18 protein-coding genes are annotated in these 20386 nt (G+C 63.2%); 13 read left to right on the top strand and 5 right to left on the bottom strand.

Annotation, left to right across the window (positions count from 1 at the left end; all coding sequences use genetic code 11):
• Positions 1-16: 16 nt before the first annotated feature.
• The 5 genes from DL86_RS06110 to DL86_RS06090 all read left to right on the top strand — a co-directional run bounded on the left by DL86_RS06110 (position 17) and on the right by DL86_RS06090 (position 8580).
• Positions 17-889 (top strand): ImuA family protein, encoded by an 873-nt coding sequence (locus DL86_RS06110; protein WP_051952816.1) that lies wholly within the window; start codon positions 17-19, stop codon positions 887-889.
• Positions 798-2483, top strand: coding sequence for a Y-family DNA polymerase (locus tag DL86_RS06105; RefSeq protein WP_245276271.1), 1686 nt, complete (start codon positions 798-800; stop codon positions 2481-2483). The genes DL86_RS06110 and DL86_RS06105 overlap by 92 nt, the downstream gene beginning before the upstream one ends.
• Positions 2480-5962, top strand: coding sequence for an error-prone DNA polymerase (locus DL86_RS06100; protein ID WP_425348902.1), 3483 nt, complete (start codon positions 2480-2482; stop codon positions 5960-5962). Before DL86_RS06105 ends, DL86_RS06100 begins: the two co-directional genes overlap by 4 nt.
• 209 nt (positions 5963-6171) lie before the next feature.
• Positions 6172-7542 (top strand): O-linked N-acetylglucosamine transferase, SPINDLY family protein, encoded by a 1371-nt coding sequence (locus DL86_RS06095; protein WP_084572752.1) that lies wholly within the window; start codon positions 6172-6174, stop codon positions 7540-7542.
• A 111-nt stretch (positions 7543-7653) separates the two neighbouring features.
• Positions 7654-8580: an MBL fold metallo-hydrolase gene (locus DL86_RS06090; protein WP_036259347.1), complete on the top strand. Its 927-nt coding sequence runs from the start codon at positions 7654-7656 to the stop codon at positions 8578-8580.
• Here the strand turns inward: DL86_RS06090 and DL86_RS06085 are convergent.
• The 3 genes from DL86_RS06085 to DL86_RS06075 form a co-directional block, all read right to left on the bottom strand.
• Positions 8565-9353, bottom strand: a complete 789-nt coding sequence (locus DL86_RS06085) for a DUF1499 domain-containing protein (protein WP_036259345.1) — start codon at positions 9351-9353, stop codon at positions 8565-8567. The genes DL86_RS06090 and DL86_RS06085 overlap by 16 nt on opposite strands.
• 128 nt (positions 9354-9481) lie before the next feature.
• Positions 9482-10453, bottom strand: a complete 972-nt coding sequence (locus tag DL86_RS06080) for a DnaJ C-terminal domain-containing protein (protein ID WP_036259568.1) — start codon at positions 10451-10453, stop codon at positions 9482-9484.
• Positions 10454-10574: 121 nt separating this feature from the next.
• Entirely contained in the window at positions 10575-10949 is a 375-nt protein-coding gene (locus DL86_RS06075; RefSeq protein ID WP_245276269.1) for an RT0821/Lpp0805 family surface protein, read from the bottom strand.
• A gap of 227 nt (positions 10950-11176) precedes the next feature.
• Between DL86_RS06075 and pdxH the strand changes: the two genes are divergently transcribed.
• The 3 genes from pdxH to DL86_RS06060 are packed head-to-tail and all read left to right on the top strand — an operon-like array spanning position 11177 to position 12863.
• The gene (gene pdxH, locus DL86_RS06070) at positions 11177-11791 is read left to right on the top strand and encodes a pyridoxamine 5'-phosphate oxidase (RefSeq protein WP_036259343.1); all 615 of its coding nucleotides are present in this window, start codon (positions 11177-11179) and stop codon (positions 11789-11791) included.
• Positions 11788-12273 carry an NUDIX hydrolase gene (locus DL86_RS06065; RefSeq protein ID WP_051952814.1) on the top strand — a complete coding sequence of 162 codons (486 nt, stop codon included), beginning with the start codon at positions 11788-11790 and terminating at the stop codon, positions 12271-12273. Before pdxH ends, DL86_RS06065 begins: the two co-directional genes overlap by 4 nt.
• Positions 12270-12863 (top strand): TIGR02301 family protein, encoded by a 594-nt coding sequence (locus tag DL86_RS06060; RefSeq protein WP_245276268.1) that lies wholly within the window; start codon positions 12270-12272, stop codon positions 12861-12863. Before DL86_RS06065 ends, DL86_RS06060 begins: the two co-directional genes overlap by 4 nt.
• 166 nt (positions 12864-13029) lie before the next feature.
• Here the strand turns inward: DL86_RS06060 and DL86_RS06055 are convergent, their stop codons facing one another.
• A complete protein-coding gene (locus DL86_RS06055; RefSeq protein ID WP_036259342.1) occupies positions 13030-13329 on the bottom strand; it encodes a hypothetical protein in 300 nt (99 codons plus the stop codon).
• A gap of 360 nt (positions 13330-13689) precedes the next feature.
• Here DL86_RS06055 and DL86_RS06050 point away from each other — a divergent pair, with 360 nt between their 5' ends.
• From DL86_RS06050 to DL86_RS06030, 5 genes are all read left to right on the top strand, one after another.
• The gene (locus DL86_RS06050) at positions 13690-14682 is read left to right on the top strand and encodes a P1 family peptidase (protein ID WP_036259340.1); all 993 of its coding nucleotides are present in this window, start codon (positions 13690-13692) and stop codon (positions 14680-14682) included.
• 145 nt (positions 14683-14827) lie between these two features.
• On the top strand, positions 14828-15838 hold the full coding sequence (locus DL86_RS06045) for a c-type cytochrome (RefSeq protein WP_036259339.1): 1011 nt from the start codon (positions 14828-14830) through the stop codon (positions 15836-15838).
• Between the two features lie 121 nt (positions 15839-15959).
• Positions 15960-17261, top strand: coding sequence for an adenylosuccinate lyase (purB, locus tag DL86_RS06040; RefSeq protein ID WP_036259337.1), 1302 nt, complete (start codon positions 15960-15962; stop codon positions 17259-17261).
• Positions 17262-17712: 451 nt separating this feature from the next.
• Positions 17713-18369: a ferritin-like domain-containing protein gene (locus DL86_RS06035; RefSeq protein ID WP_051952810.1), complete on the top strand. Its 657-nt coding sequence runs from the start codon at positions 17713-17715 to the stop codon at positions 18367-18369.
• A gap of 25 nt (positions 18370-18394) precedes the next feature.
• Positions 18395-18943, top strand: coding sequence for an RBBP9/YdeN family alpha/beta hydrolase (locus tag DL86_RS06030; protein WP_036259334.1), 549 nt, complete (start codon positions 18395-18397; stop codon positions 18941-18943).
• Between the two features lie 10 nt (positions 18944-18953).
• On the opposite strand, the gene DL86_RS06025 is transcribed toward DL86_RS06030, so the two are convergent.
• On the bottom strand, positions 18954-20279 hold the full coding sequence (locus DL86_RS06025) for a dihydroorotase (protein ID WP_036259558.1): 1326 nt from the start codon (positions 20277-20279) through the stop codon (positions 18954-18956).
• Between the last annotated feature and the right edge of the window lie 107 nt (positions 20280-20386).

Raw genomic sequence — 20386 nt, 5'->3', positions numbered from 1 at the left:
GAATTGGAGCGAACCGATGTCGCAACGCGGCAGTTCGGCGCGAGTGGATTTTTTGCGCCAAAGGATCGCCAGGATCGAGGCTGGGGGCTCGGCTGAGTCTACGCTTCCTCACCAGGATGCGCCCGTGAGCCTTGGCGAAAATTTCAGCCTCGACCGGATGCTGCATGGCGGCCTTCGCCGCGGCGCCTTGCATGAGATCGCGCCGGGCCGCGCTGGCGACGGCGCGGCAGCCTCGGGCTTCGCCCTCGCCCTGTCGGCCCGGTTCGCCGCGAAGGCCGCGGAAAGCCGATCCAGCATCATCTGGATCGTCGAGGATTACGCGCGCTTGGAAAATGGCGCGCCTTATGGGCCAGGGCTCGCGCTCCATGGCGTCGATCCCACCCGCCTCGTCCTCGTCCATACGCTCAATGCGAAAGAGAGCCTATGGGCCATGGAAGAGGCCTTGAAATGCCGCGCCGCGGCCGCCGTCATCGGCGAAATATGGAGCCTCGAAAAAGCCTATGGCCTCGCCGCCTCCCGCCGCTTGGTTCTGGCCGCGCAAAAAAGCGGAACGCCGGGCCTGATGCTCGCCTCCGGGATGGCTCGAGGCGCACACAAGCTTTCATCGAGCGCGCAAACCCGGTTCGAGATTTTTTCATGCGTTGGGCCTCGTTTGGCGGCGGCGAGGGGCTTGCCGCTGCCGGGCCTCGCCTGCTGGTCCCTCCGCATCGTCAAGGCGCGCGCCGGTCCCGATCGGTTCGGCTTCGATCGAGACAAGCTCCTTTCCATTCTCTGGGATCACGAAGAGGCATGTTTCCGTGACGCGTTTCCTCTCCCTCTGTCTTCCCACGCTCGCAACCGATCGGATCATCCGGCTGATGCGCGCGCAAGGCGCGCGGAAGTCGCCTGACGCGCCGCTGGCGACGGTCGCCAAGATCGACAACGCGCAAAGGCTCTCCGCCGTCGATGTGCGGGCGAAGGTTTTAGGCCTCAAACCCGGCATGAGCCTGCCCGATGCGCGCGCCATGCATCCTGCCCTTGTCTGCGTCGACGCCGATGCAAGAGCCGAAGCGCAAACGCTGGAGGATATCGCCGATTGGTGCCGCCGCTTCACCCCGCTTGCGGCCCTCGACGCGCCAGATGGCGTCATGCTCGATGTGAGCGGCGCCGCGCATCTTTTTGGCGGCGAGGCGAAACTTCTCATGGAGGTCGAAGCGCGGCTCGAAGCCCAAGGCTTTTGCGCGCGCGCGGCCCTGGCCTCGACGCCGGAAGCGGCCTGGGCTTTGGCGCGGTATGGAACCCTGCGCCTGCTGCCTCCCGATCTTGACGAAACAGAACGCGCGCGCCGCCTCGCCGATCTGCCGCTCGCCGCCTTGCGTCTCGACGCAGCGACCATTTCCGATCTCGCCCAAGCGGGCTTGCGCCGGATCGGCGACATCATGCTGCGCCCGCGCGCGCCGATCGCCGCCCGTTGCGGCGGCTTTATTCATGCCCGGCTCGATGGGCTCCTCGGCCGCGTCAAAACGCCGATATCGCCGCGTTTCGAGGCGCCTCCCTATCTGGCGGAGCGGCGCTTCCTCGACGGCGTCACCCATCGTGAAGACATCGCGGCCACGATCTTGTCGCTCGCGCATGATCTGGCGGAGCTTCTTGTCCGTCATAGCGAAGGCGCGCGGCGACTTAAGGTCAGCCTGTTTCGCGTCGATGGCTTGGTGAAGCATTTCGAGGTCGGCGCCAGCCGGCCCTTGCGCGAGCCCAAGCTCATTGCAAGGCTGTTTGACGAACGCATCGACGCCGCCTGCGCATCGAACGGCGACGATGCTCTCGATGCCGGTTATGGTTTCGACGTCATTCGTCTCGCCGCTCTGACGGCGGAGCGCAAGGATCCTGAGCAAACCGGCTGGAACGACCCGAACGACGCCGCCGACCTCGCCGACCTCATCGACAGGCTCGGGGCAAGACTGGGATTGCGGCGGGTGAGCCGGCTTGCTTTTAATCCTGTGCATGCGCCCGAATTCGCCGTCATCGCCTCGCCTGCCGCCGATCTGCAAAAATTAAATTCGCGCGAATCCAATTCGAGACAGCCGCAAAATCCGCGGGCGAAGCTCCCGAGGAAAGCGGACGCAGGATCGGGACGGCGGAGGTCCGCGCCCGTTTCCTTTGCGCCGCCGCCCAGGCCGGATTTTGGCGATGAGGACGCCGGCAAATATCTCCCCTCCCGTCCGATCCGGCTTTTGCAACGGCCGGAGCCGATAGACGCCATCGCCTGCGTGCCGGATGGGCCGCCGCTGCGATTTCGCTGGCGCAGAGTCATGCACGAGGTCGCCGCGCTCGAAGGACCGGAGCGGATCGCGCCCGAATGGTGGAAAAGCAAGACCGCCCTCACTCGCGATTATTTCCGCGCCGAGGATACCGAGGGGCAAAGATTCTGGCTCTTTCGCGAAGGCCTCTTCAATAGCGAAACAGCGCGGCCGCGCTGGTTCATGCATGGGCTTTTTGCATGAAGCGAGATCTTGGCATGATGCAAGATCGCGCGCCGGCGCGCTATGCCGAACTCGCCGTCACGACGAATTTCTCGTTTTTGCGCGGCGCCTCGCATCCTGAGGAACTGGTCTCCAAAGCCATGGATTTTGGCCTTGCCGGAATCGGCATAGCCGATCGCAATTCGCTGGCCGGCATCGTCCGCGCGCATGTATTCGCCCGCGAGAACGGAGCCCCCGCAAAAGGCTTTCGCGTGATCTGCGGCGCAAGGCTCGTCTTTTGCGACGGCGCGCCCGACATCTTGAGCTTTCCGCGCGATCGCGCCGCCTATGGCCGTCTGGCGCGGCTGCTTACGCGCGGCAATGCCCGCGCGCAAAAAGGCGTCTGCCTGCTCCGCCTCGAGGATCTCGTCGAGGCGGCGCAAGATCAGCAGCTCATCGTCATGCAGCGCAGTTCCTGGGACGCCAAGGACGACGCCAGGCGCGCGGCAAAAATCCACGCCGATTTCGCCGATGCGCAGCCAAAGCCGACGCCCCATCCTCCAGAGTCCTCGACAGCGGACGCTCTGCCTTTGCTCGCGCGTCTTCGCGAAGCCGCGGCCGGCCGCGTCTGGCTTGCCGCCTCCATGACCTATGGTCCCGCCATGCGGCGCGATTTCGCCCGCCGCGGCGCTCTCGCGCACAAGGCGAGGCTCCCTCTTCTCGCCACCAACGATGTTCTCATGCATGCGCCGGAGCGGCGCGCCTTGCAGGATGTGCTGACCTGCATTCGCGAAGGCGCAACGCTCGATGCGGCCGGATTGCGGCTCGAAGCCAATGCAGAGCGCCACATCAAGGACGGCGCCGAGATGGCGCGCCTTTTCGCCGACGCGCCGGAGGCGATCGCGCAGACCTTATGTTTTCTCGACGGCGTCAGTTTCAGCCTCGATGAACTTTCCGGCGATTATCCGGAGGAATTGCGCGAGGGCTTCGCCAGCCCGCAAGAGGCTTTGGCGTTTTTTGCGCGCGAGGGAGCCAAACGCCGCTATCCTTCCGGCCCCCCGGCGCATGTCGAAAAGGCGATCGCGCATGAATTGCAACTTGTCGCGGAGCTCGATTACGCGCCCTATTTCCTCACCGTCCACGATATCGTGCGCTTCGCCCAGTCGCGCGGCATTTTGTGCCAAGGCCGCGGCTCGGCCGCCAATTCGACGCTGTGCTTTTGCCTTGGCGTCACCGAAGTCGATCCCGCGATTCATGATCTGCTGTTTGAACGATTCATCTCGGTTGAACGCAAGGAGCCGCCCGATATCGACGTCGATTTCGAACATGAGCGGCGCGAAGAGGTCATGCAATATATCTATGCGCGCTATGGCCGCGCCAGGGCCGGCCTGACGGCGAGCGTCATCACCTATCGCGCGCGCTCGGCCATTCGCGAGGTCGGCAAGGCTTTCGGTCTCTCGGAAGACGTCGTTGCGGCCTTATCCAGCACGATTTGGGGCAGGTCCTCGGCTGGCGTCGACGCTGACGAGACGCGCAAGGCCGGTCTTGATCCAACCGAGGCGCGGCTCGCCCAGGCGATCCGCCTCGCCGAAGAACTCACCGGCTTCCCGCGCCATCTCTCGCAACATTCCGGCGGCTTCGTCATCACCCGCTCGCGCCTCGACGAAACCGTTCCAATCATCAATGCCGCGATGGAGGATCGCACCACCATCGAATGGGACAAGGACGATCTCGACGCGCTTGGCATTTTGAAGGTCGACATTCTCGCGCTCGGCATGCTGAGCTGCCTGCGCAAGGGCTTCGACCTTATCGAGAAACATTACGGCCGCGCCCTGACATTGGCGAGTCTGCCGGCCGAGGAGCGCGCCGTCTATGCGATGATTTCACGCGCGGATACGATCGGCGTATTCCAGATCGAAAGCCGCGCGCAGATGTCGATGCTGCCGCGGCTCAAGCCGGCTACATTCTACGATCTTGTTATCGAAGTCGCGATCGTTCGGCCCGGCCCGATCCAGGGCGACATGGTGCATCCCTATCTGCGCCGCCGGCAACGTTTGGAGCCGGTCGTCTATCCATCGAAAGAGCTTGAAGAGGTGCTCGGCAAGACGCTCGGCGTCCCTTTGTTCCAGGAACAGGCGATGAAGATCGCCATCGTCGCCGCCGGCTTCACCCCTTCCGAAGCCGACCGGCTGCGCCGCTCCATGGCGACGTTCAAACGCGTCGGAACGATCAGCGCTTTTCAGGCGAAGATGGTGGAAGGCATGGTCGCGCGGGGCTATCCACGCGACTTCGCCGAGCGCTGCTTCAAGCAGATCGAGGGCTTTGGCACTTATGGCTTTCCTGAAAGCCATGCGGCCTCCTTCGCTCTTCTCGTTTATGCATCCGCCTGGATGAAATGCCGCTATCCGGACGCCTTCGCCTGCGCTCTTCTCAACGCCCAACCGATGGGTTTTTACGCGCCGGCGCAAATCACGCGGGACGCCCGCGAACATGGCGTCCAAATCGAAGAAGTCGATGTCAATTTCTCCGCCTGGGACTCGACGCTTGCGGAGCGCGCGCAATCGGATGAAGCCTTGCCGCTGCATCCCCGCCATGCGTCCATGCAAGGCGAAATCTTCTCAACTCACGCCATCCGGCTCGGCTTCCGGCACATTAAGGGGCTTTGCGAATCCGACATGCGCCAACTCGTCGATTTGCGCGCGGAAGGATATGATTCCATCCGCGATCTTTGGCTCCGCGCCAGGCTCTCGCCAGACGCGCTGGAAATTCTAGCCGGCGCCGACGCCTTTCGCTCCCTCGGCCTCGACCGGCGCGAGGCGCTTTGGGCCGTGCGCGGCCTCAACCGCGCCGGCGACAAGGATGATCTGCCGCTTTTGAAAGACCTCAGCTGGCGCGCCATCGAGCCCGACGCCAGGCTTCCAGCCATGCCGCTTGGCGAACATGTGGTGGAGGATTATCGCCATTTATCGCTCTCCCTGAAGGCGCATCCAGTCGCCTTCCTGCGCGACCGGCTCACACAGAAGAAAATTTTCCGCGCCGCGGAGCTTGCGTCCCTTCCCCCCGGCCGGCGTGTCAGCGTCGCCGGCCTCGTTCTCGTGCGCCAGCGCCCGGGCTCGGCCAAGGGAGTGATCTTCCTGACGCTCGAAGACGAGACCGGAACCGCCAACGCCATCGTCTGGCCGAAAGTCTTCGAGGCCCTGCGCCCGATCGTCATCGGCGCGCGTTTCATCGCCGTGACCGGACGCCTGCAGAACGAGGCGAATGTGATCCACATCGTCATGGAGCGCGCCGAGGATCTGACCTCGCTTCTCGGCCTATTGTCCGCCCAAGGCAAAGACATCTCGGCCCTCGCCCACGCCGACGCCGTCAAGCGCCCGCATCTCCGCAGCCGTTGGGGCGAATTGGAAAGAGAAGCCCAGCCAAGTCTTGCCGCCCAGCCCAACCTTTTCGATGCGGCGGAAACGCCCCGCTCCGCCCTCGAGGTCCGGCGCATTCTGCCGAAGGGCCGCAACTTTCAGTAAGGCGGCAATGATCGCGGTTCGCTTCGGCCCCATCGAAGACGCCAAGGCGGCCCGGCTCTTGCTTTACGATGGGACCGCGCCGTTACAATTTAACTACATATTAGAGCACGAACCATGCTTTAACGCGTCCGTCAGGCGTTCCGGATCGTCTCTCGCCCGTCCATCGCTTTACGCCGAAGCAGATCGCCGCGCACTTGTTGGGGAATCTCATGAGGCTCCGCCTTGAAAGCCGCGACATGTGCGAGTGGTCCGGGCTCGCCGACTTGCTCGAAAGCTTCCGCCTCCAAATCGCGCGGGGAGAATCCGGCAAGATCTCGCCTTTTCTGCTGCTCGCCATGTCCGGCGTCAGCGCCAGCGAACAACGCGGCTGTTCCGAGCTCTGGATGAAGGACAGGCAAGCCGCCTCCGCCGCTGATCGCGACGCGCTCGCCTTTACGTTCAGCGCCGCCGCGCGCGCGAAAATCCGAATTGGTTATCTATCCTGCGACTTTCACGAACACGCGACCGCGCTGCTGCTCGTTGAGATGTTCGAAGCGCATGATCGCGCTCGTTTCGAGCTATTCGCCTATTCCTATGGCGCCGATGACGGCAAGCCGATGCGGCCGCGTCTCAAGGCCGCCTTTGACCATTTCATCGACATTGAAGCCTTGTCGAACATTGACGCGGCGCGCGCGATCCATGCCGACGAGATCGACATTCTCGTCGATCTCAAGGGCTTCACAATGCATACGCGAACCGCAATTCTTCTGTTCGGTCCGGCGCCGGTGCAGGTCAACTTTCTCGGCTATCCGGGAACGCTCGGCGAGAGTCTTTGCGATTATATCATCACGGATCCTTTCCTCACTCCGGCCGCCAGCGCCAGGGACTACAGCGAGTCCTTCGCCTATCTGCCGCATACCTATCAGCCGCATGGACGCAGGGCCCTGATCGGGACGGCGCCGACCCGGACGCAAGCCGGATTGCCCGAGGATGGGTTTGTCTTTTGCTGCTTCAATCAGGCCTATAAGATCACGCCGGAAATGTTCGACATCTGGTGCCGGCTCTTGATCGAGGTTCCCGGCAGCGTCCTTTGGCTCTTGAAGAACGACAAGGCCGAGGGAAACTTGAAGAACGAGGCTTTGTGGCGCGGCGTCACCCCGGATCGGCTGATCTTCGCGAAGGATTTGCCGCAGATCGAGCACCTCGGCCGGCTTCAGCTCGCCGACCTCGTTCTCGACACCTTGCCCTATAACGCGCATACGACGGCCAGCGACGCCCTCTGGGCCGGCGTGCCTCTCGTCACCTGCGCGGGAGATACCTTTCCTTCGCGCGTCGCCGGGAGCATTTTGCGCGCGATCGGCCTCGGCGAACTGGTCGCCGCCGATCTCGATGGCTATTTCAATGTCGCCCATGAACTCGCGATCGATCCGGAGAGCCTCGCCAAGATCAACGCCAAACTCGCGGCAAACCGTCTGACGACGCCGCTTTTCGACATCGAAGCCTATACGCGCGACATCGAAGGGCTCTATGAGACCATGTGGCGACGCTATAGCGGCGGCGAGGCGCCCGCCTCGATCGGCGCGGTCCCGGCGCCAGATTGAGGCCGCCGTCGATTCTCTCAAGCAAGAGCGCCTTTTCCGCCGCGCCTTGGCGACATATGAATCATTGAACCGCGGCGGCGCGTTCTGGACCCCACAAGCGCTGGACTGCAGATGCCCGAACCCACGCAGGAAGACGAGATCGCCTTCAACCGCTCCTTCGAAGGGGCCCCGGGCGAACTCATCCGGCTTTCGCCCCTGGTCCGCCGGATGGTCGCCGGCAACGCCGGGCCGATGACATTCACCGGAACCTGCACTTATGTCGTCGGCTCCGGCCAAGTGGCGGTCATCGATCCCGGCCCGGACGACAAGCGCCATATCGCCGCATTGCTTGACGCCTTGCGGGGCGAGACCGTCGCGACCATCCTTGTCACCCACACCCATCGGGATCATTCGCCTGGCGCGCGCGCGCTGAAGGAGGCGACCGGGGCCCAAATAGCTGGCTGCGCGCCATATCATCCGGCGCGAGAGGGCCTTGCGGCCGAAATGGGCCGGATCGATGCCGCAAATGATTCCAACTATGCGCCCGATGCGGTCATGCGCGAGGGCGACGCGATCGAGGCCGCCGACTTCACTCTCGTCTGCGTCGAGACCCCGGGCCATACGATGAATCATCAAGCCTTCGCCCTGCCGCAGGAAAACGCGCTGTTTTCCGGCGACCACGTCATGGCCTGGTCGACCTCGGTGGTGACGCCCCCGGACGGCGCGATGCGCGATTATATGGCCTCGCTCGACAAGCTGCGCACGCGGGACGATAGGATTTATTGGCCGGGACATGGCGGGCCGGTCAACGAGCCTCAACGCTTCGTGCGCGGGCTGGCCCAGCATCGGCGCGCGCGCGAGAAATCGATTTTGTCCCACATCGGCGCGGGAGACGCCACGATCGCGGCAATTGTTGCGACCGTCTATGAGGGCCTCGATCCGGCCCTGCGCGGCGCCGCCGCCTTATCGGTTTACGCCCACATCGAGGACCTCGTCGAGCGCGGGCTGGTTTGCGCAGAGGGGCCGGCGGCGCTGGGCGCAAGCTATCGTCTCGCGTGATCGCTTTTGTCGACTTCCGCCTGTAGAGCGGACTCGAATTTTTCTATGTTGCGTTGATTGGAGCCAAAATCATAGGGCCCGAAGCGCGAGACGGAGCGAATGTCGACCCGCGTCTGCCCGACGAGCGGCCGGATCCGTAAAGTGATGTCGCAGGGAAATCCCAAAATCAGGCTCGAGGCGATCGCATCGACATGGCCAAGGCCGGAGCGTCCGCCAGGCGGTTTCTGTTCGACGATTTTCCAGCCGTTCGCGGTCATCGCCTTCAGGATGGATTGATAGGCCTCCTGCGACTCGAGATCGAGCAGGATAGGCTGGATCTGCGGATAGGCCTGCATCTGCCGTTTACGCATCTGAACGGGAATGCTGGCCGGGGTCGCGCCGCCGCGCGCCGCCTGCGCTTGACGGGACAAGGAGAAAACCGGCGGATCGGCGATGTCGGTCGAAATATCGACAAGACGCGGCAGGCGCAGCGTCCTTTCGGCGAGGTAGGCCGGATAGGCCAGGAAAAGCAGCGCTAGAAAAAGCCCTGCGGAAGCCTGTCCCGCGCCCTTGCGCCCGCTGCGCCAGATCACGACAAACGCCAGGAACGCAAATAAAATCGCGACGCAAGCGACAAAAGCCGCGGCGGCCAGCACCGCGAAGGTCGCCGGCGGATCGAGTCCCGCGCGCCCGAGGAAAACGCCGACAAGTCCAACGGCAACAGAAAAAAAAGCGAGATTCCGGCTAAGCAAGGCCGCCTTGGAATAAGGCTCTTCGACGATCAAGCGCCGCATCACCGGTCCCCGCACGCGATATTTGAAATCAACCCTGGACCGCTCGAAAGAAGCAGGCCTTCTTAAGCCAAGCTTCGGGTCTGGCCACTAGAGCATTTTCATGCGGGCTGTGTCCACTTCAAGCGCTCTCACGTCATATCGGTGCGGGGATTATAAGGCTTCTGGGCCTCCCATTTGCGCATGAGGCTCGAGAGGTCGGAATCGGACTCATCCGGCAGGACAATCCGCAAGGTCACCAACAGATCGCCCGCCGGTCCTTGCGGATTGGGCAGGCCCTTGCCGCGCAGACGCAAGGTGCGGCCGCCGTTGGAGCCGGCCGGAATTGCAAGCTCCACCGCCGCATCGAGCGTCGGCGCATTGACCTTGGCCCCAAGCACGGCCTCATAAAGGGTGACCGGCAGATCGAGCCTCAAGTCGCGCCCATCGACCCGGAAAAACGGATGTTTGGCGATTTTGACCGTCACCATCGCATCGCCCGGCTCGCCTCCGGCAGCGCTCGGCTGCCCCTGCTTCTTCAGGCGGATCTGCTTGCCGTCTTCGATGCCCGCCGGCACTGTGACTTCCAGGGTCCGGCCAGTCGGCAAGGTGACGCGGGCGGTGGTTCCCTTGACCGCTTCGGCGAGGCCAACGGTCACGCTTGCGGCGACATCCTCGCCGCGCGTCGGAGCCGAGGCTGGACCCCGCCCGCCTCTGCGCCCGCCGGCCGCCCCCGCGCCGAAAAGATCGGCGAATATGTCGCCGGCATCGAACCCATGGCCGCCAGGGCGCCCGCCGCCGAAATTAAACTCGAAATGCTCGGCGCCGGGGCCTCCGCCCGCCTTGGCGCCGCGCCCAAAGCCGGGTCCGCCAGCGCCAAACCCCTCAAAACCGTGATAACGCGGCTTGCCCTCGGCGTCGATTTCGCCGCGATCGAACGCGGCGCGCTTCTTGTCGTCGCCGAGGATCTCGTAAGCGGCGCTAACCTCGGCGAATTTTTCCTTCGCCTTGTGTTCACTGCTCTGATCGGGATGGAATTTCTTCGCGAGCTTGCGAAAGGCCTTCTTGATCTCAGCCGCATCGGCTGATTTCTGCACACCCAAGACCACATATGGATCACGCATCGATGAGCCCACTCCCCGCGCCCGCCCATTGACCGGCACAAGCGCCAATGTCTCTTAGTGCATTTGGGGGATCGGCGCGCCGGACGCAAGGCTTTCGGAATGAATCGAGGCGAGGGGCGCCCTAATTCGAGGCCCTCAAGTCTTTGCTTGTGGGATTGATTTCCGCGATTGCCCAATCGCCCGCCTTTTCCGAACAGGCGGTTCCCCGCATCGATCGCGCGTTGCCTTTGCGATCGATCTGGCTCAGAAAGACGCGGCAGATCTTCGCGTCCGAGGGATAGGCCGCGCCGATTGGGGTGAAGGACCCTTTGGCTCCCGATTCCGGATTGGCCCAGCCGACCAGCGACCCATTGCCCTGCGGATCGAGGGCAGTGTCGAGAGCCGCCTTTGCCCGGCGCAAATCCTCGGCGTCCAAAAAATGGGCGAAGGAGGCCTTTGGAATCGAGCCGGTCGCGTCGTCGTTCGAAGCCGTCAGTGAGGCGATCTGCATCGACATGGAGCACCCAGCCAGCGCGAAGGCCAAACAAGCAGTAGACATCCACGCGGCGGCGAGGCTGGTCGAATTGAACCGAGCCCCCCGGATGACCGGCCGGCTGGCTTCCAGCTCGCAGCTTTTTCCTGTCAAAAGCTCAGCGCCGGACTTATATCGTCGATCGTGGCGCAAGAACTCCTCTGTCACGATTCCGCCGCTCGCAAAAAATTAGGCCTTGTGGAGACTTACCCTTGAACAAGTTAACGGGGCGTGACTTCACCGAGGAGACCGAGCCTTTCCAATTGTTCGCATCCTGGTTCGAGGCGGCGCAAAAGAGCGAGCCGAACGATCCCAACGCGATGGCGCTGGCGACCGTCGACGCGGATGGACTGCCGAATGTCCGCATGGTTCTGCTCAAGGCGGTCGAGGATTCGACCTTTGTCTTTTACAGCAATTCGGAGAGCGCCAAGGGCCAAGAACTGCAGGCCAATATGAAGGCCGCGGCTGTCCTGCATTGGAAATCGCTGCGCCGCCAGGTTCGCTTTCGCGGGCCGGTCACGCTTGCCTCCGACACCGAGGCCGACGCCTATTTCGCGAGCCGGGCCTTGCAAAGCCGTCTCGGGGCCTGGGCGAGCCAGCAATCGCGCCCGCTCGAAAGCCGCTTCGCGCTCGAGGCGGCGGTGGCGAAATATGCGGCAAGATTCGCCCTTGGGGGCGTGCCCCGGCCGCCCCATTGGATCGGCTACAAGATTGCGCCGGTCTATTTGGAATTCTGGTCGGATGGCGCATTCCGCTTGCACGACCGCATCGCGTTCCGAAGGCCGACGCCGCAGGAGCCCTGGCGCAAGGAGCGGCTCTATCCATGAAGCCCGATAGGATTTTCGCGTCGCCGGCGGATCGGGAGCGGATCTATCCTCCCTACCCTTTCCTCGCCGTGAGCCTGGCGGTCTTCCGGGCCGGCCGGGTGTTGCTGGCCACGCGCACAAAGCCGCCCTATGCCGGCGCCTTTTCGCTGCCCGGGGGACTGGTCGAGGCGGGAGAAACCTTGCAGGAGGCGGCCTTGCGCGAATTGCGCGAGGAGGTGCAGGTCGAGGCGCGAATCGTCGCCTTCAACCGGCACGTCGAATCGATCGAACGCGATGACGAGGGAGGGATCTTGCGCCATTATGTGATCGCCTCCTTTGTCGGCGCCTGGATCGCCGGGGAAGGCGCGCCCGGACCGGAGGCGGGCGAAGTCATCTGGGCCGAGCCGTCCGACCTCGCCCGGCTCGATTGCACGCCCCATGTCCTCGCCACGATCGAGGCGGCGGAAACAGCGCTGAAGGCGCCGATGCGAGGCGCGTCGTGAGCTCTATTCCCGTCCGCGCCACGCCCTCCCGCCAGAAGCCGGGCCGCGCCAAGATCATTCGGAGCTTAGTGCTTCACGCATCCTTGGCGGCGCTGGTCTGCGTCGCTCTATCCACGGCGCCGGCGGTCGCCGTGGAGGGACAGGCCGCGAAGGCTGGGCATTCGAGGACGCACTCCAAAGCGGTTTTAGGCAAGAAGACTCAAGGCAAGGGCGCCCCGGCCAAGCCGGCGGAGGCAGCTCCGGCTCCCGCGACAAATGCAGAGACGCCCGCCTCGGAGCCGCCGCCGCCGCCCTACGAGGCGCAGGTCTTAAGGCTCGCCGAGATCCTCGGGGCTTTGACCTATCTCGACGATCTGTGCGGTTTCAGGGATTCAGGCGACTGGCGCGCGAAGATGCAGGCGCTTCTGGAAGCCGAAGCAAAGACAACGTTTCGGAAAGAGCGCCTTGCGGGCGCCTATAATCGCAGCTTTCGCGGCTATGAGCGATCGTATCGCGCCTGCACGCCGAACGCTCAGGCGATCATCAACCGGTTCCTCGCCGAAGGCGGCCGGCTCGCGCATGAGGTGGTCAATCGATTCAGCGCTTCGTGAGCGGCGCCGCCCTTGCGCCCGGAGGCAAAATCGCTTCCGAGATCCGCAGGGCGTGCGGTCATCCCTCCCCTCAGCGGGGGAGGATGACCGCACGCCACGGATATTAAGCAATGCGCCGCGCTTCGAGGCGCCGGCGCAACCTTTGGAGACAAGCCCCAAATGCAGCTTAATGACGATCCTGGATTCCATTGTGAACCTGGGCGAGGACGCGGCCTTCGACCCAGGCGAACCCAGCGTTCGGATCGGCGCAATTAATCTCGCGCTCGATGATAAGCCGGTCGCAGAGGATGACGCAGATGTCTTCTATCGGAGCAGAGGTGTCATTCTCCTCGGTCATGCGATCGATCGAGATTTCTCCCCATTCCTCGCCATCGATCATGTGGATGATGAAGACTTCCTCATGCCCATGGATGCCGTGATAGTTTACCCTGAAGGTTTCACCGCGATATTGAAATTCACGTATCATCTGACCGCCGACTCTCTATTAGTGGGTTAGCGAATGTGTGGGTTAGCGAATGGATTTCGATCCATTGATGCAAAGCGCGGCGACCATATGCATAGGGGCAAGTCGAGGTCAAGTCGGCGCGGCGCCGCGGGCGCATCGGTTCGGTACAGAGGCGGCAAGATTTTGCGCCGCACAAAAAGAGTCGAAGAGATTACCTTCAGGGCCATATATTAGAATCGATATATTATAGAGCGCGACGAGGAGTTGGCGATAGCGCAGTATCATATAATTAGTTTATATAGGATGTGCTCTATTTATTACTGAACTTTTTGATCTAATACTTGTAGCGGCAAGACAGCCCGCGGAACCGGAGCGCCGATAGTGAAAAATCTCATCACGGATGTCCCCGGCCTTCGCGTCGGCAATGCCCTGGACGAAAAGCTCGGATCCGGCGTCACCGCCGTGATTTTCGATGCGCCCGCCATCGCCTCGATCGCCATTCACGGCGGCGCGCCGGCCCTGCGCGACGCCACGCTCCTCGAACCCGAGATGACGGTGGAGCGGATCGACGCCCTGGTTCTGTCCGGCGGCTCCGTCCATGGCCTCGATTCGATGGGCGGGGTCTTGGCCTTCCTGCGCGAGAGCGGCCGCGGCTTCGCGGTCGGCGACGTCAAGGTGCCGATCGCCCCCGGCGCGGCGCTCTTCGATCTTCTGAACGGCGGCGACAAGAATTTTGGGAGCGAACCTGTCTACTGGCATCTGGGCTACAAGGCGGCGCGCGCTGCGGCCACCGATTTTGAGCTCGGCAGCATCGGCGCCGGATATGGAGCGACCCTCGCCGACATCAAAGGCGGCCTCGGCTCGGCCAGCGAGACGACCTCGAGAGGCTTTCGCGTCGGCGCGCTTGTCGCGGTGAATGCGGTTGGCCGCGCGACAATCGGCCGAAGCGCGCATTTCTGGGCCGCTCCCTATGAACGGAACGGCGAATTCGGCGGCCTTGGCTGGCCTTCGCCATGGCCTCCGGACGCGCTCGACTTTCACATCAAGGGCGACGCCGCAGAGAACACGACGATCGCCATCATCGCCACCGATGCGGCCATGACCAAAGCCGAGGCCAAGCGCCTTGCGATCATGGCGCATGACGGCATGGCCCATGCGGTGCGCCCCTCCCATGCCGCCATGGACGGCGACACGATTTTTTCCGCCGCGACCGGCGCGGCGAGCCGGACCTCGACGATCCGCGACAGGACCGAAATCGGCATGCGCGCCGCCGACTGTCTCGCCCGCGCCATAGCCAGAGCCGTTTACATGGCCACGCCCTTGCCTTTTCCAGGCGCCCAGCCGAGCTGGCGCGGCAAATTTGGGACGGGGTGAGGACAGCGCAAATAGTCTCATGCTACAGCTGTGAACTCGCAGAGCCGCATTCCCCAATCCCCTGGAGGCCGAGCGCTCTGGATCGGCGCCGTCCCGAACGGGCCGCCAAGCGATCGCACGGATTTTCGAGGCAGGAGCAAAACAGATGGCGATAAACTTTGCGTGGAAGCTGCTCGCGGCCATGATGGCGCTCGGCGGTCTCTTTCTCATGCCCGCCACGGCCGAAGATCAGTCCAAGCCAAGCGCCCGGGTCTGGACCGTCCCAGATGTCGGCGCGCTGCCTGATGACGCTCATGGCCAGCAGGTGCGCCGGGGACGCGATCTCATCACTTCGACCTACGCTCATATAGGTCCACAGGTCGCCGATCATGCAAAACGTTTCGCGGGCAACAACATGGCCTGCGGCAATTGTCACCTCGAGGCTGGAACAAAGAAGTTCGGCTTGCCGATTTTTGGGCTCTACTATGACTTTCCGCACTATAGCGCCCGTACCGGCGCGGATATCTCCATCGAAGACCGCATCAATTCCTGCATGACGCGGAGCATGAACGGCCGGCCAATGCCTGCTAACGCGCCGGAAATGAAGGCGCTTGTTGCTTACGTCAAGTTCCTTTCGATAGGCGTCGCGCCGGGCGAGCAGCTGCCCGGCCATGGGTCGGGCAAGATGCCGGAGCTCGACCGGGCGGCCGATCCCAAGCGCGGCGAACTGGTCTATCAGCGCGCCTGTCTCGACTGCCACAATACCGATGGCTCGGGGGTCGCGCGCAGCAAAGCGGCGATGGCGCTGGGCTATGCCGCGCCGCCGCTCTGGGGAAAGGATAGTTTCAACGATGGAGCGGGCATGGCCCGGATCGGCGATATGGCGAATTTCGTTCATTTCAACATGCCGCATGGGGCCGATTATTTGAACCCGATGCTGTCGGTCGAGGATTCTTGGGATGTGGCGGCCTATGTCGAGTCGCAGAGCCGGCCGGCAAAATCCGGCCTCGCGCATGACTTTGCGAACCTGCTGGACAAGCCCGTCGACGCGGCCTATGGGCCCTATGCAGACAGCTTCAGCGAGGCCCAGCATAAATACGGGCCATTCGCGCCGATCCGCGCCGAAATCGCGCGCCTGAAAGCCGAGAAGAAGCTGATTCCGAACGAAACGCGATAAATGGCGCTCGCGCCATTCAGGGCCAAAAAGCCTCTTTGGCCCTGCTCCTGCGGCTGATCCCTTTGCCGGCCTCGTAGCCGCGTGTTAGGCCTGCCCGCTCCCAACCCGAAAGCTCAAGGCCATGATCCCGCGCTATTCCCGTCCCGAAATGACCGCCGTCTGGGAGGCGCAAACCAGGTTTCGGATCTGGTTCGAGATCGAGGCCCATGCCTGCGACGCGCTCGCCGAAATCGGCGTCATCCCAAAAAAATCGGCGGAGGCGATCTGGGCCAAGGCCGGCCATGTCGCCTTCGACGTCGCGCGAATCGACGAAATCGAAAAAGTCACCAAACATGACGTCATCGCCTTCTTGACTCATCTCGCTGAATTCATCGGCGAGGACGCCCGTTTCGTGCATCAGGGCATGACCTCCTCCGATGTGCTCGACACCTGTTTTGCGGTGCAGCTCGCGCGCGCCTCCGACATTCTCCTCAACGACATCGACGCCTTGCTCGCGGCCCTGAAGCGCCGCGCCTTCGAACACAGACTGACGCCGGCGATCGGCCGCTCGCATGGGATTCACGCCGAGCCGGTGACCTTCGGGCTGAAGCTCGCGGGAGCCTATGCGGAGTTTTCCCGCGCCCGCGAACGGCTCGTCAATGCCCGCAAGGAGATCGCGACCTGCGCGATTTCGGGCGCCGTCGGCACCTTCGCCAATATCGATCCCCGCGTCGAAGCCCATGTCGCGGCAAAACTCGGCCTCGCGGTGGAGCCCGTCTCGACGCAAGTTATTCCGCGCGATCGGCATGCCATGTTCTTCGCGACGCTTGGCGTCATCGCCTCCTCGATGGAGCGGCTCGCGACCGAGATCCGGCATTTGCAGCGCAGCGAAGTTTTGGAGGTTGAGGAGTTTTTTTCCGAAGGGCAGAAAGGCTCTTCGGCCATGCCGCATAAGCGCAATCCGGTCTTGACCGAAAACGTGACCGGCCTCGCCCGTCTCGTGCGCGGCATGGCGCTGCCGGCGATGGAAAATGTCGCGCTCTGGCACGAGCGCGACATATCCCATTCCTCGGTCGAGCGGATGATCGCGCCCGATGCGACGATCACGCTGGATTTCGCGCTGAACCGCCTCACCAATGTCATCGACAAGCTGCTCGTCTATCCGGCCAATATGCGGAAAAATCTGGATCGGCTCGGCGGCCTCATCCATTCGCAGCGGGTCCTCCTCGCCCTGACCCAGAAGGGCGTCAGCCGCGAGGACGCCTATGGCTTCGTCCAGCGCAACGCCATGCCGGTCTGGCGCGGCGAAGGCGATTTTCTGACGCTCCTGAAAAACGACAAGGACGTAAGCCTAGCGCTGAGCGCGGCGGAGCTCGATGATCTGTTCGATCTCGGCTATCATCTGAAAAATGTCGATGTCATATTCGCCCGCGTTTTCGGCTAAGCATCGAGGCCGCGGCCAATTCGGGAGAAAATAACGCGGACTGAGCGGCGCCCAGCATTTTCGAGCGAAGCGGAAACCGGTTCGCATTGTGAAGCGTGATTGAAACTAGGGGTCTATATCTGACAACACTTTAGACGAGATTGCCGACGCTGGAAAAAGGGGGGTCGCAACCCGACGCCTCCTTGGCATAGCCTGCTTAGGAGGAATGACCCATGAATACCGACACGCTGAGCATCATGCCGATCATATGGTGGGTTGTCGGCGTCGCGGTTTTCCTCATCCTGTATAGAATGCGATAGACGACGCGCATTCGAAGCGGCGGCTTCCGCCGAAAAGCGATCCGCTGCTTAGCTCCAGCCTGAGAGGCTGCGACGAACGGTCAAACGTGGCCAAGCGCGGCTTTCCTAGGACCTCGGCGCGCAAGAGCACAACACAGAAGAAAGAATTGCCCATGCAAGTTCAAGATCGGCAAATTCAAGATCGACAGGCGGAAGATCGCCTCGATGCCTCGATCGGCGCCATCGTCGCCGACCCGCTCCTACACGCAAGGTGGCTGAACACCTTCTCGTTCCTGGAATATGTCGGATTCCGCAAGATCGTGAAAAGCCAAAGGGCCGAGGCCTTGAACGCCGCGATCCTCACCCACGCGCTCGAGGAAGGCCGCCATGCGCTGGGCCTGAAAAAGCTCGCGGTGAAACTGGGCGGTCCGCAGTTTGATTCCTACGCGCCCAAAGCCCTGCTGTGCGGGGAGGAGGCCGAAGCCTATTTTCAGGATCTCGACGGCGCCTGCGAGGAAGCTTTCCTGGATCGCTCCGAGGCCGAGCGCGCAGCGCTCGTCTATTGCTATGTAACCTGGCTCGTCGAGCGCCGCGCGCTGCAGGTCTATGGCGCCTACAAGACCGCGCTTGGCGATTCCGAGGTTGCCCGCAAGCTCGACGGACTGCTCGCCGAGGAAGCCAAGCATCTCACCGACGTCGAAGCCTCGCTCCACGCCGGCGACCCGGATTTCGTCACGAGGTCGCGGGAATTCGAGGCGGTCGAAACCGGCCTCTACAGCAAATTCCTCGAGGCGCTCGCGCATGAGCTCGCCGCGCCGGCCGCGGCCTGAACGCGCCCTCCCCTGAGCCTTGCCGATGCGCACATCCGACGCGGATATTCTCATCATACCCGGGCTTGGCGGCTCGGGACCCGATCATTGGCAGAGCCGGTGGGACGCCAAGCTCCCGACCGCGCGCCGCGTCGTTCAAGCCGACTGGGACCGGCCCGAACGGGAGGCCTGGCTCCAGCGCATCATCGAAGCGGCTGAGCGCGCCGAGCGCCCGGTGATCCTCGTCGCGCATAGTCTCGGCGCCCTCGCCGCCGCGCATGCCGCGCCGTTTTTGGCCGGCAAGGTCAAGGGCGCCTTTCTCGTCGCGCCGGCGTCCAGGGAGGTCATCGCCGGGATAGAAGCCGTCGACCCGGCTTTCGCCGCGCTTCCGCTCGAACCGCTGCCCTTCCCCTCCCTCGTGATCGCCAGCCGCAACGATCCCTTCGCGCCTTATGCCGAAAGCGAAGCCCTTGCCCGCGCCCTTGGCGCGGAGCTCGTCGACGCCGGCCATTCGGGCCATATCAATATAGAAAGCGGCCATGGCCCCTGGCCCGAAGGCCTGATGCGCTTCGCCGGTTTCCTGAAGACGCTGTGACCCTGCTCCCTTACAAGGCTTGACCGAAGCGCACCGGCTCGCCGCGCGACGGGGCCGCGATCTCGCCCTCCCAGCAGACCCGCGCGCCGCGAACAATCGTCCCCACCGGCCAGCCCAAGACCTCCCGCCCGGCATAGGGCGTCCAGCCGCAGCGCGAGGCGATCCAGCCATCCTCGATGGTCTGGCGCCGCTTCATATCCACGAGGGTCAAATCGGCGTCATAGCCCACGGCGATGCGGCCCTTTCCGGCGACGCCAAACAGCCGCGCGGGACCGGCGCTGGTCAGATCAATGAAGCGGCCGAGGCTGAGCCGCCCCGCATTCACATGATCGAGCATCACTGGAACCAACGTCTGCACGCCGGTCATGCCGGAGGGACTTTGCGGATAGGGCCTGGCCTTTTCTTCAAGCGTATGGGGCGCATGATCGGAGCCCAAAATATCGACGATGCTTTGGCCCACTCCATACCAGAGGCTGTCGCGGTGGCGGGCGTCGCGCACCGGCGGATTCATCTGCAATTTTGTTCCCAGCCGGGCGTAATCGTCGGCGCTAAAGGTCAGATGATGGGTCGTCGCCTCGACGCTTGCGATATCCTTATGATTTTTTAGAAAATCGATCTCCTCGGCGCTGGACACATGCAGCACATGCACCAAGGCGCGGCATTGGCGGGCGATGCGGATCAGACGCTGCGTCGCCTGAAGCGCCGAGGCCTCATCGCGCCAGATCGGATGCGACGACGGATCGCCCGAAATCCGCAAGGGCTTGCGCGCGTTCAGGCGCGGCTCATCCTCACAATGGAAGGCGGCGCGCCTTCGGGTCTGGCTCAAGATATTGGCGATTCCGGCATCGTCCTCGACCAGCAGCGATCCCGTCGAGGACCCCATGAACACCTTGATTCCGGCCACCCCCGGCAGCCGCTCGAGCTCTGGAATATCGCGCGGATTGTCGGCGGCGCCGCCGACCCAGAAGGCGAAATCGCAATGCATCCGATGGCGCGCCCGCGCCACTTTGTCGGCCAGCGCTTCGGCGCTCACGGTCAGTGGATTGGTGTTGGGCATTTCGAAAACCGCCGTGACGCCGCCAAGAACAGCCGCGCGGGAGCCGGTCTCCAAATCCTCCTTATGGGTCAGGCCGGGCTCGCGGAAATGCACCTGCGTATCGATGACGCCCGGCAGGATGGTGAGGCCTGCGGCCTCGATCGCCTCGCCGGCGCTGGCGCGGGCCAAATCGCCGATTTCAGCGATTTTTCCGTCCCTGATCCCTATATCTCGGGCTCCTATGCCATTGTGGTCGACAACGACGCCGCCCTTCAAAAGCAGATCGAAGGTTTGCGGCATTGGCCCATCCATTGCTTGAGATTTGGCGACGGCAGCAGTTCCGACGAAATGGAGCCGGTCCGGCGAGAAGAAAACGCGACAAAACAAATGTCCTGGAGCGGCTTTCG

The sequence above is a fragment of the Methylocapsa aurea genome (assembly GCF_000746085.1).
In the GTDB taxonomy this organism is placed as follows: Bacteria; Pseudomonadota; Alphaproteobacteria; order Rhizobiales; family Beijerinckiaceae; genus Methylocapsa; species Methylocapsa aurea.
This window is presented reverse-complemented; position numbering and strand designations above follow the sequence as displayed.

Excerpts from the sequence above, each read along its gene's own strand:
- DL86_RS06085 (WP_036259345.1), bottom strand. The coding sequence starts at position 9,353 with ATGCGGCGCTTGATCGTCGAAGAGCCTTATTCCAAGGCGGCCTTGCTT.
- DL86_RS06055 (WP_036259342.1), bottom strand. The coding sequence starts at position 13,329 with ATGATACGTGAATTTCAATATCGCGGTGAAACCTTCAGGGTAAACTAT.
- DL86_RS06090 (WP_036259347.1), top strand. The coding sequence starts at position 7,654 with ATGCCCGAACCCACGCAGGAAGACGAGATCGCCTTCAACCGCTCCTTC.
- DL86_RS06035 (WP_051952810.1), top strand. The coding sequence starts at position 17,713 with ATGCAAGTTCAAGATCGGCAAATTCAAGATCGACAGGCGGAAGATCGC.
- purB (WP_036259337.1), top strand. The coding sequence starts at position 15,960 with ATGATCCCGCGCTATTCCCGTCCCGAAATGACCGCCGTCTGGGAGGCG.
- DL86_RS06030 (WP_036259334.1), top strand. The coding sequence starts at position 18,395 with ATGCGCACATCCGACGCGGATATTCTCATCATACCCGGGCTTGGCGGC.
- DL86_RS06025 (WP_036259558.1), bottom strand. The coding sequence starts at position 20,279 with ATGCCGCAAACCTTCGATCTGCTTTTGAAGGGCGGCGTCGTTGTCGAC.
- DL86_RS06080 (WP_036259568.1), bottom strand. The coding sequence starts at position 10,453 with ATGCGTGATCCATATGTGGTCTTGGGTGTGCAGAAATCAGCCGATGCG.
- DL86_RS06075 (WP_245276269.1), bottom strand. The coding sequence starts at position 10,949 with ATGTCGATGCAGATCGCCTCACTGACGGCTTCGAACGACGACGCGACC.
- DL86_RS06065 (WP_051952814.1), top strand. The coding sequence starts at position 11,788 with ATGAAGCCCGATAGGATTTTCGCGTCGCCGGCGGATCGGGAGCGGATC.
- DL86_RS06045 (WP_036259339.1), top strand. The coding sequence starts at position 14,828 with ATGGCGATAAACTTTGCGTGGAAGCTGCTCGCGGCCATGATGGCGCTC.
- DL86_RS06095 (WP_084572752.1), top strand. The coding sequence starts at position 6,172 with ATGAGGCTCCGCCTTGAAAGCCGCGACATGTGCGAGTGGTCCGGGCTC.
- DL86_RS06110 (WP_051952816.1), top strand. The coding sequence starts at position 17 with ATGTCGCAACGCGGCAGTTCGGCGCGAGTGGATTTTTTGCGCCAAAGG.
- DL86_RS06100 (WP_425348902.1), top strand. The coding sequence starts at position 2,480 with ATGAAGCGAGATCTTGGCATGATGCAAGATCGCGCGCCGGCGCGCTAT.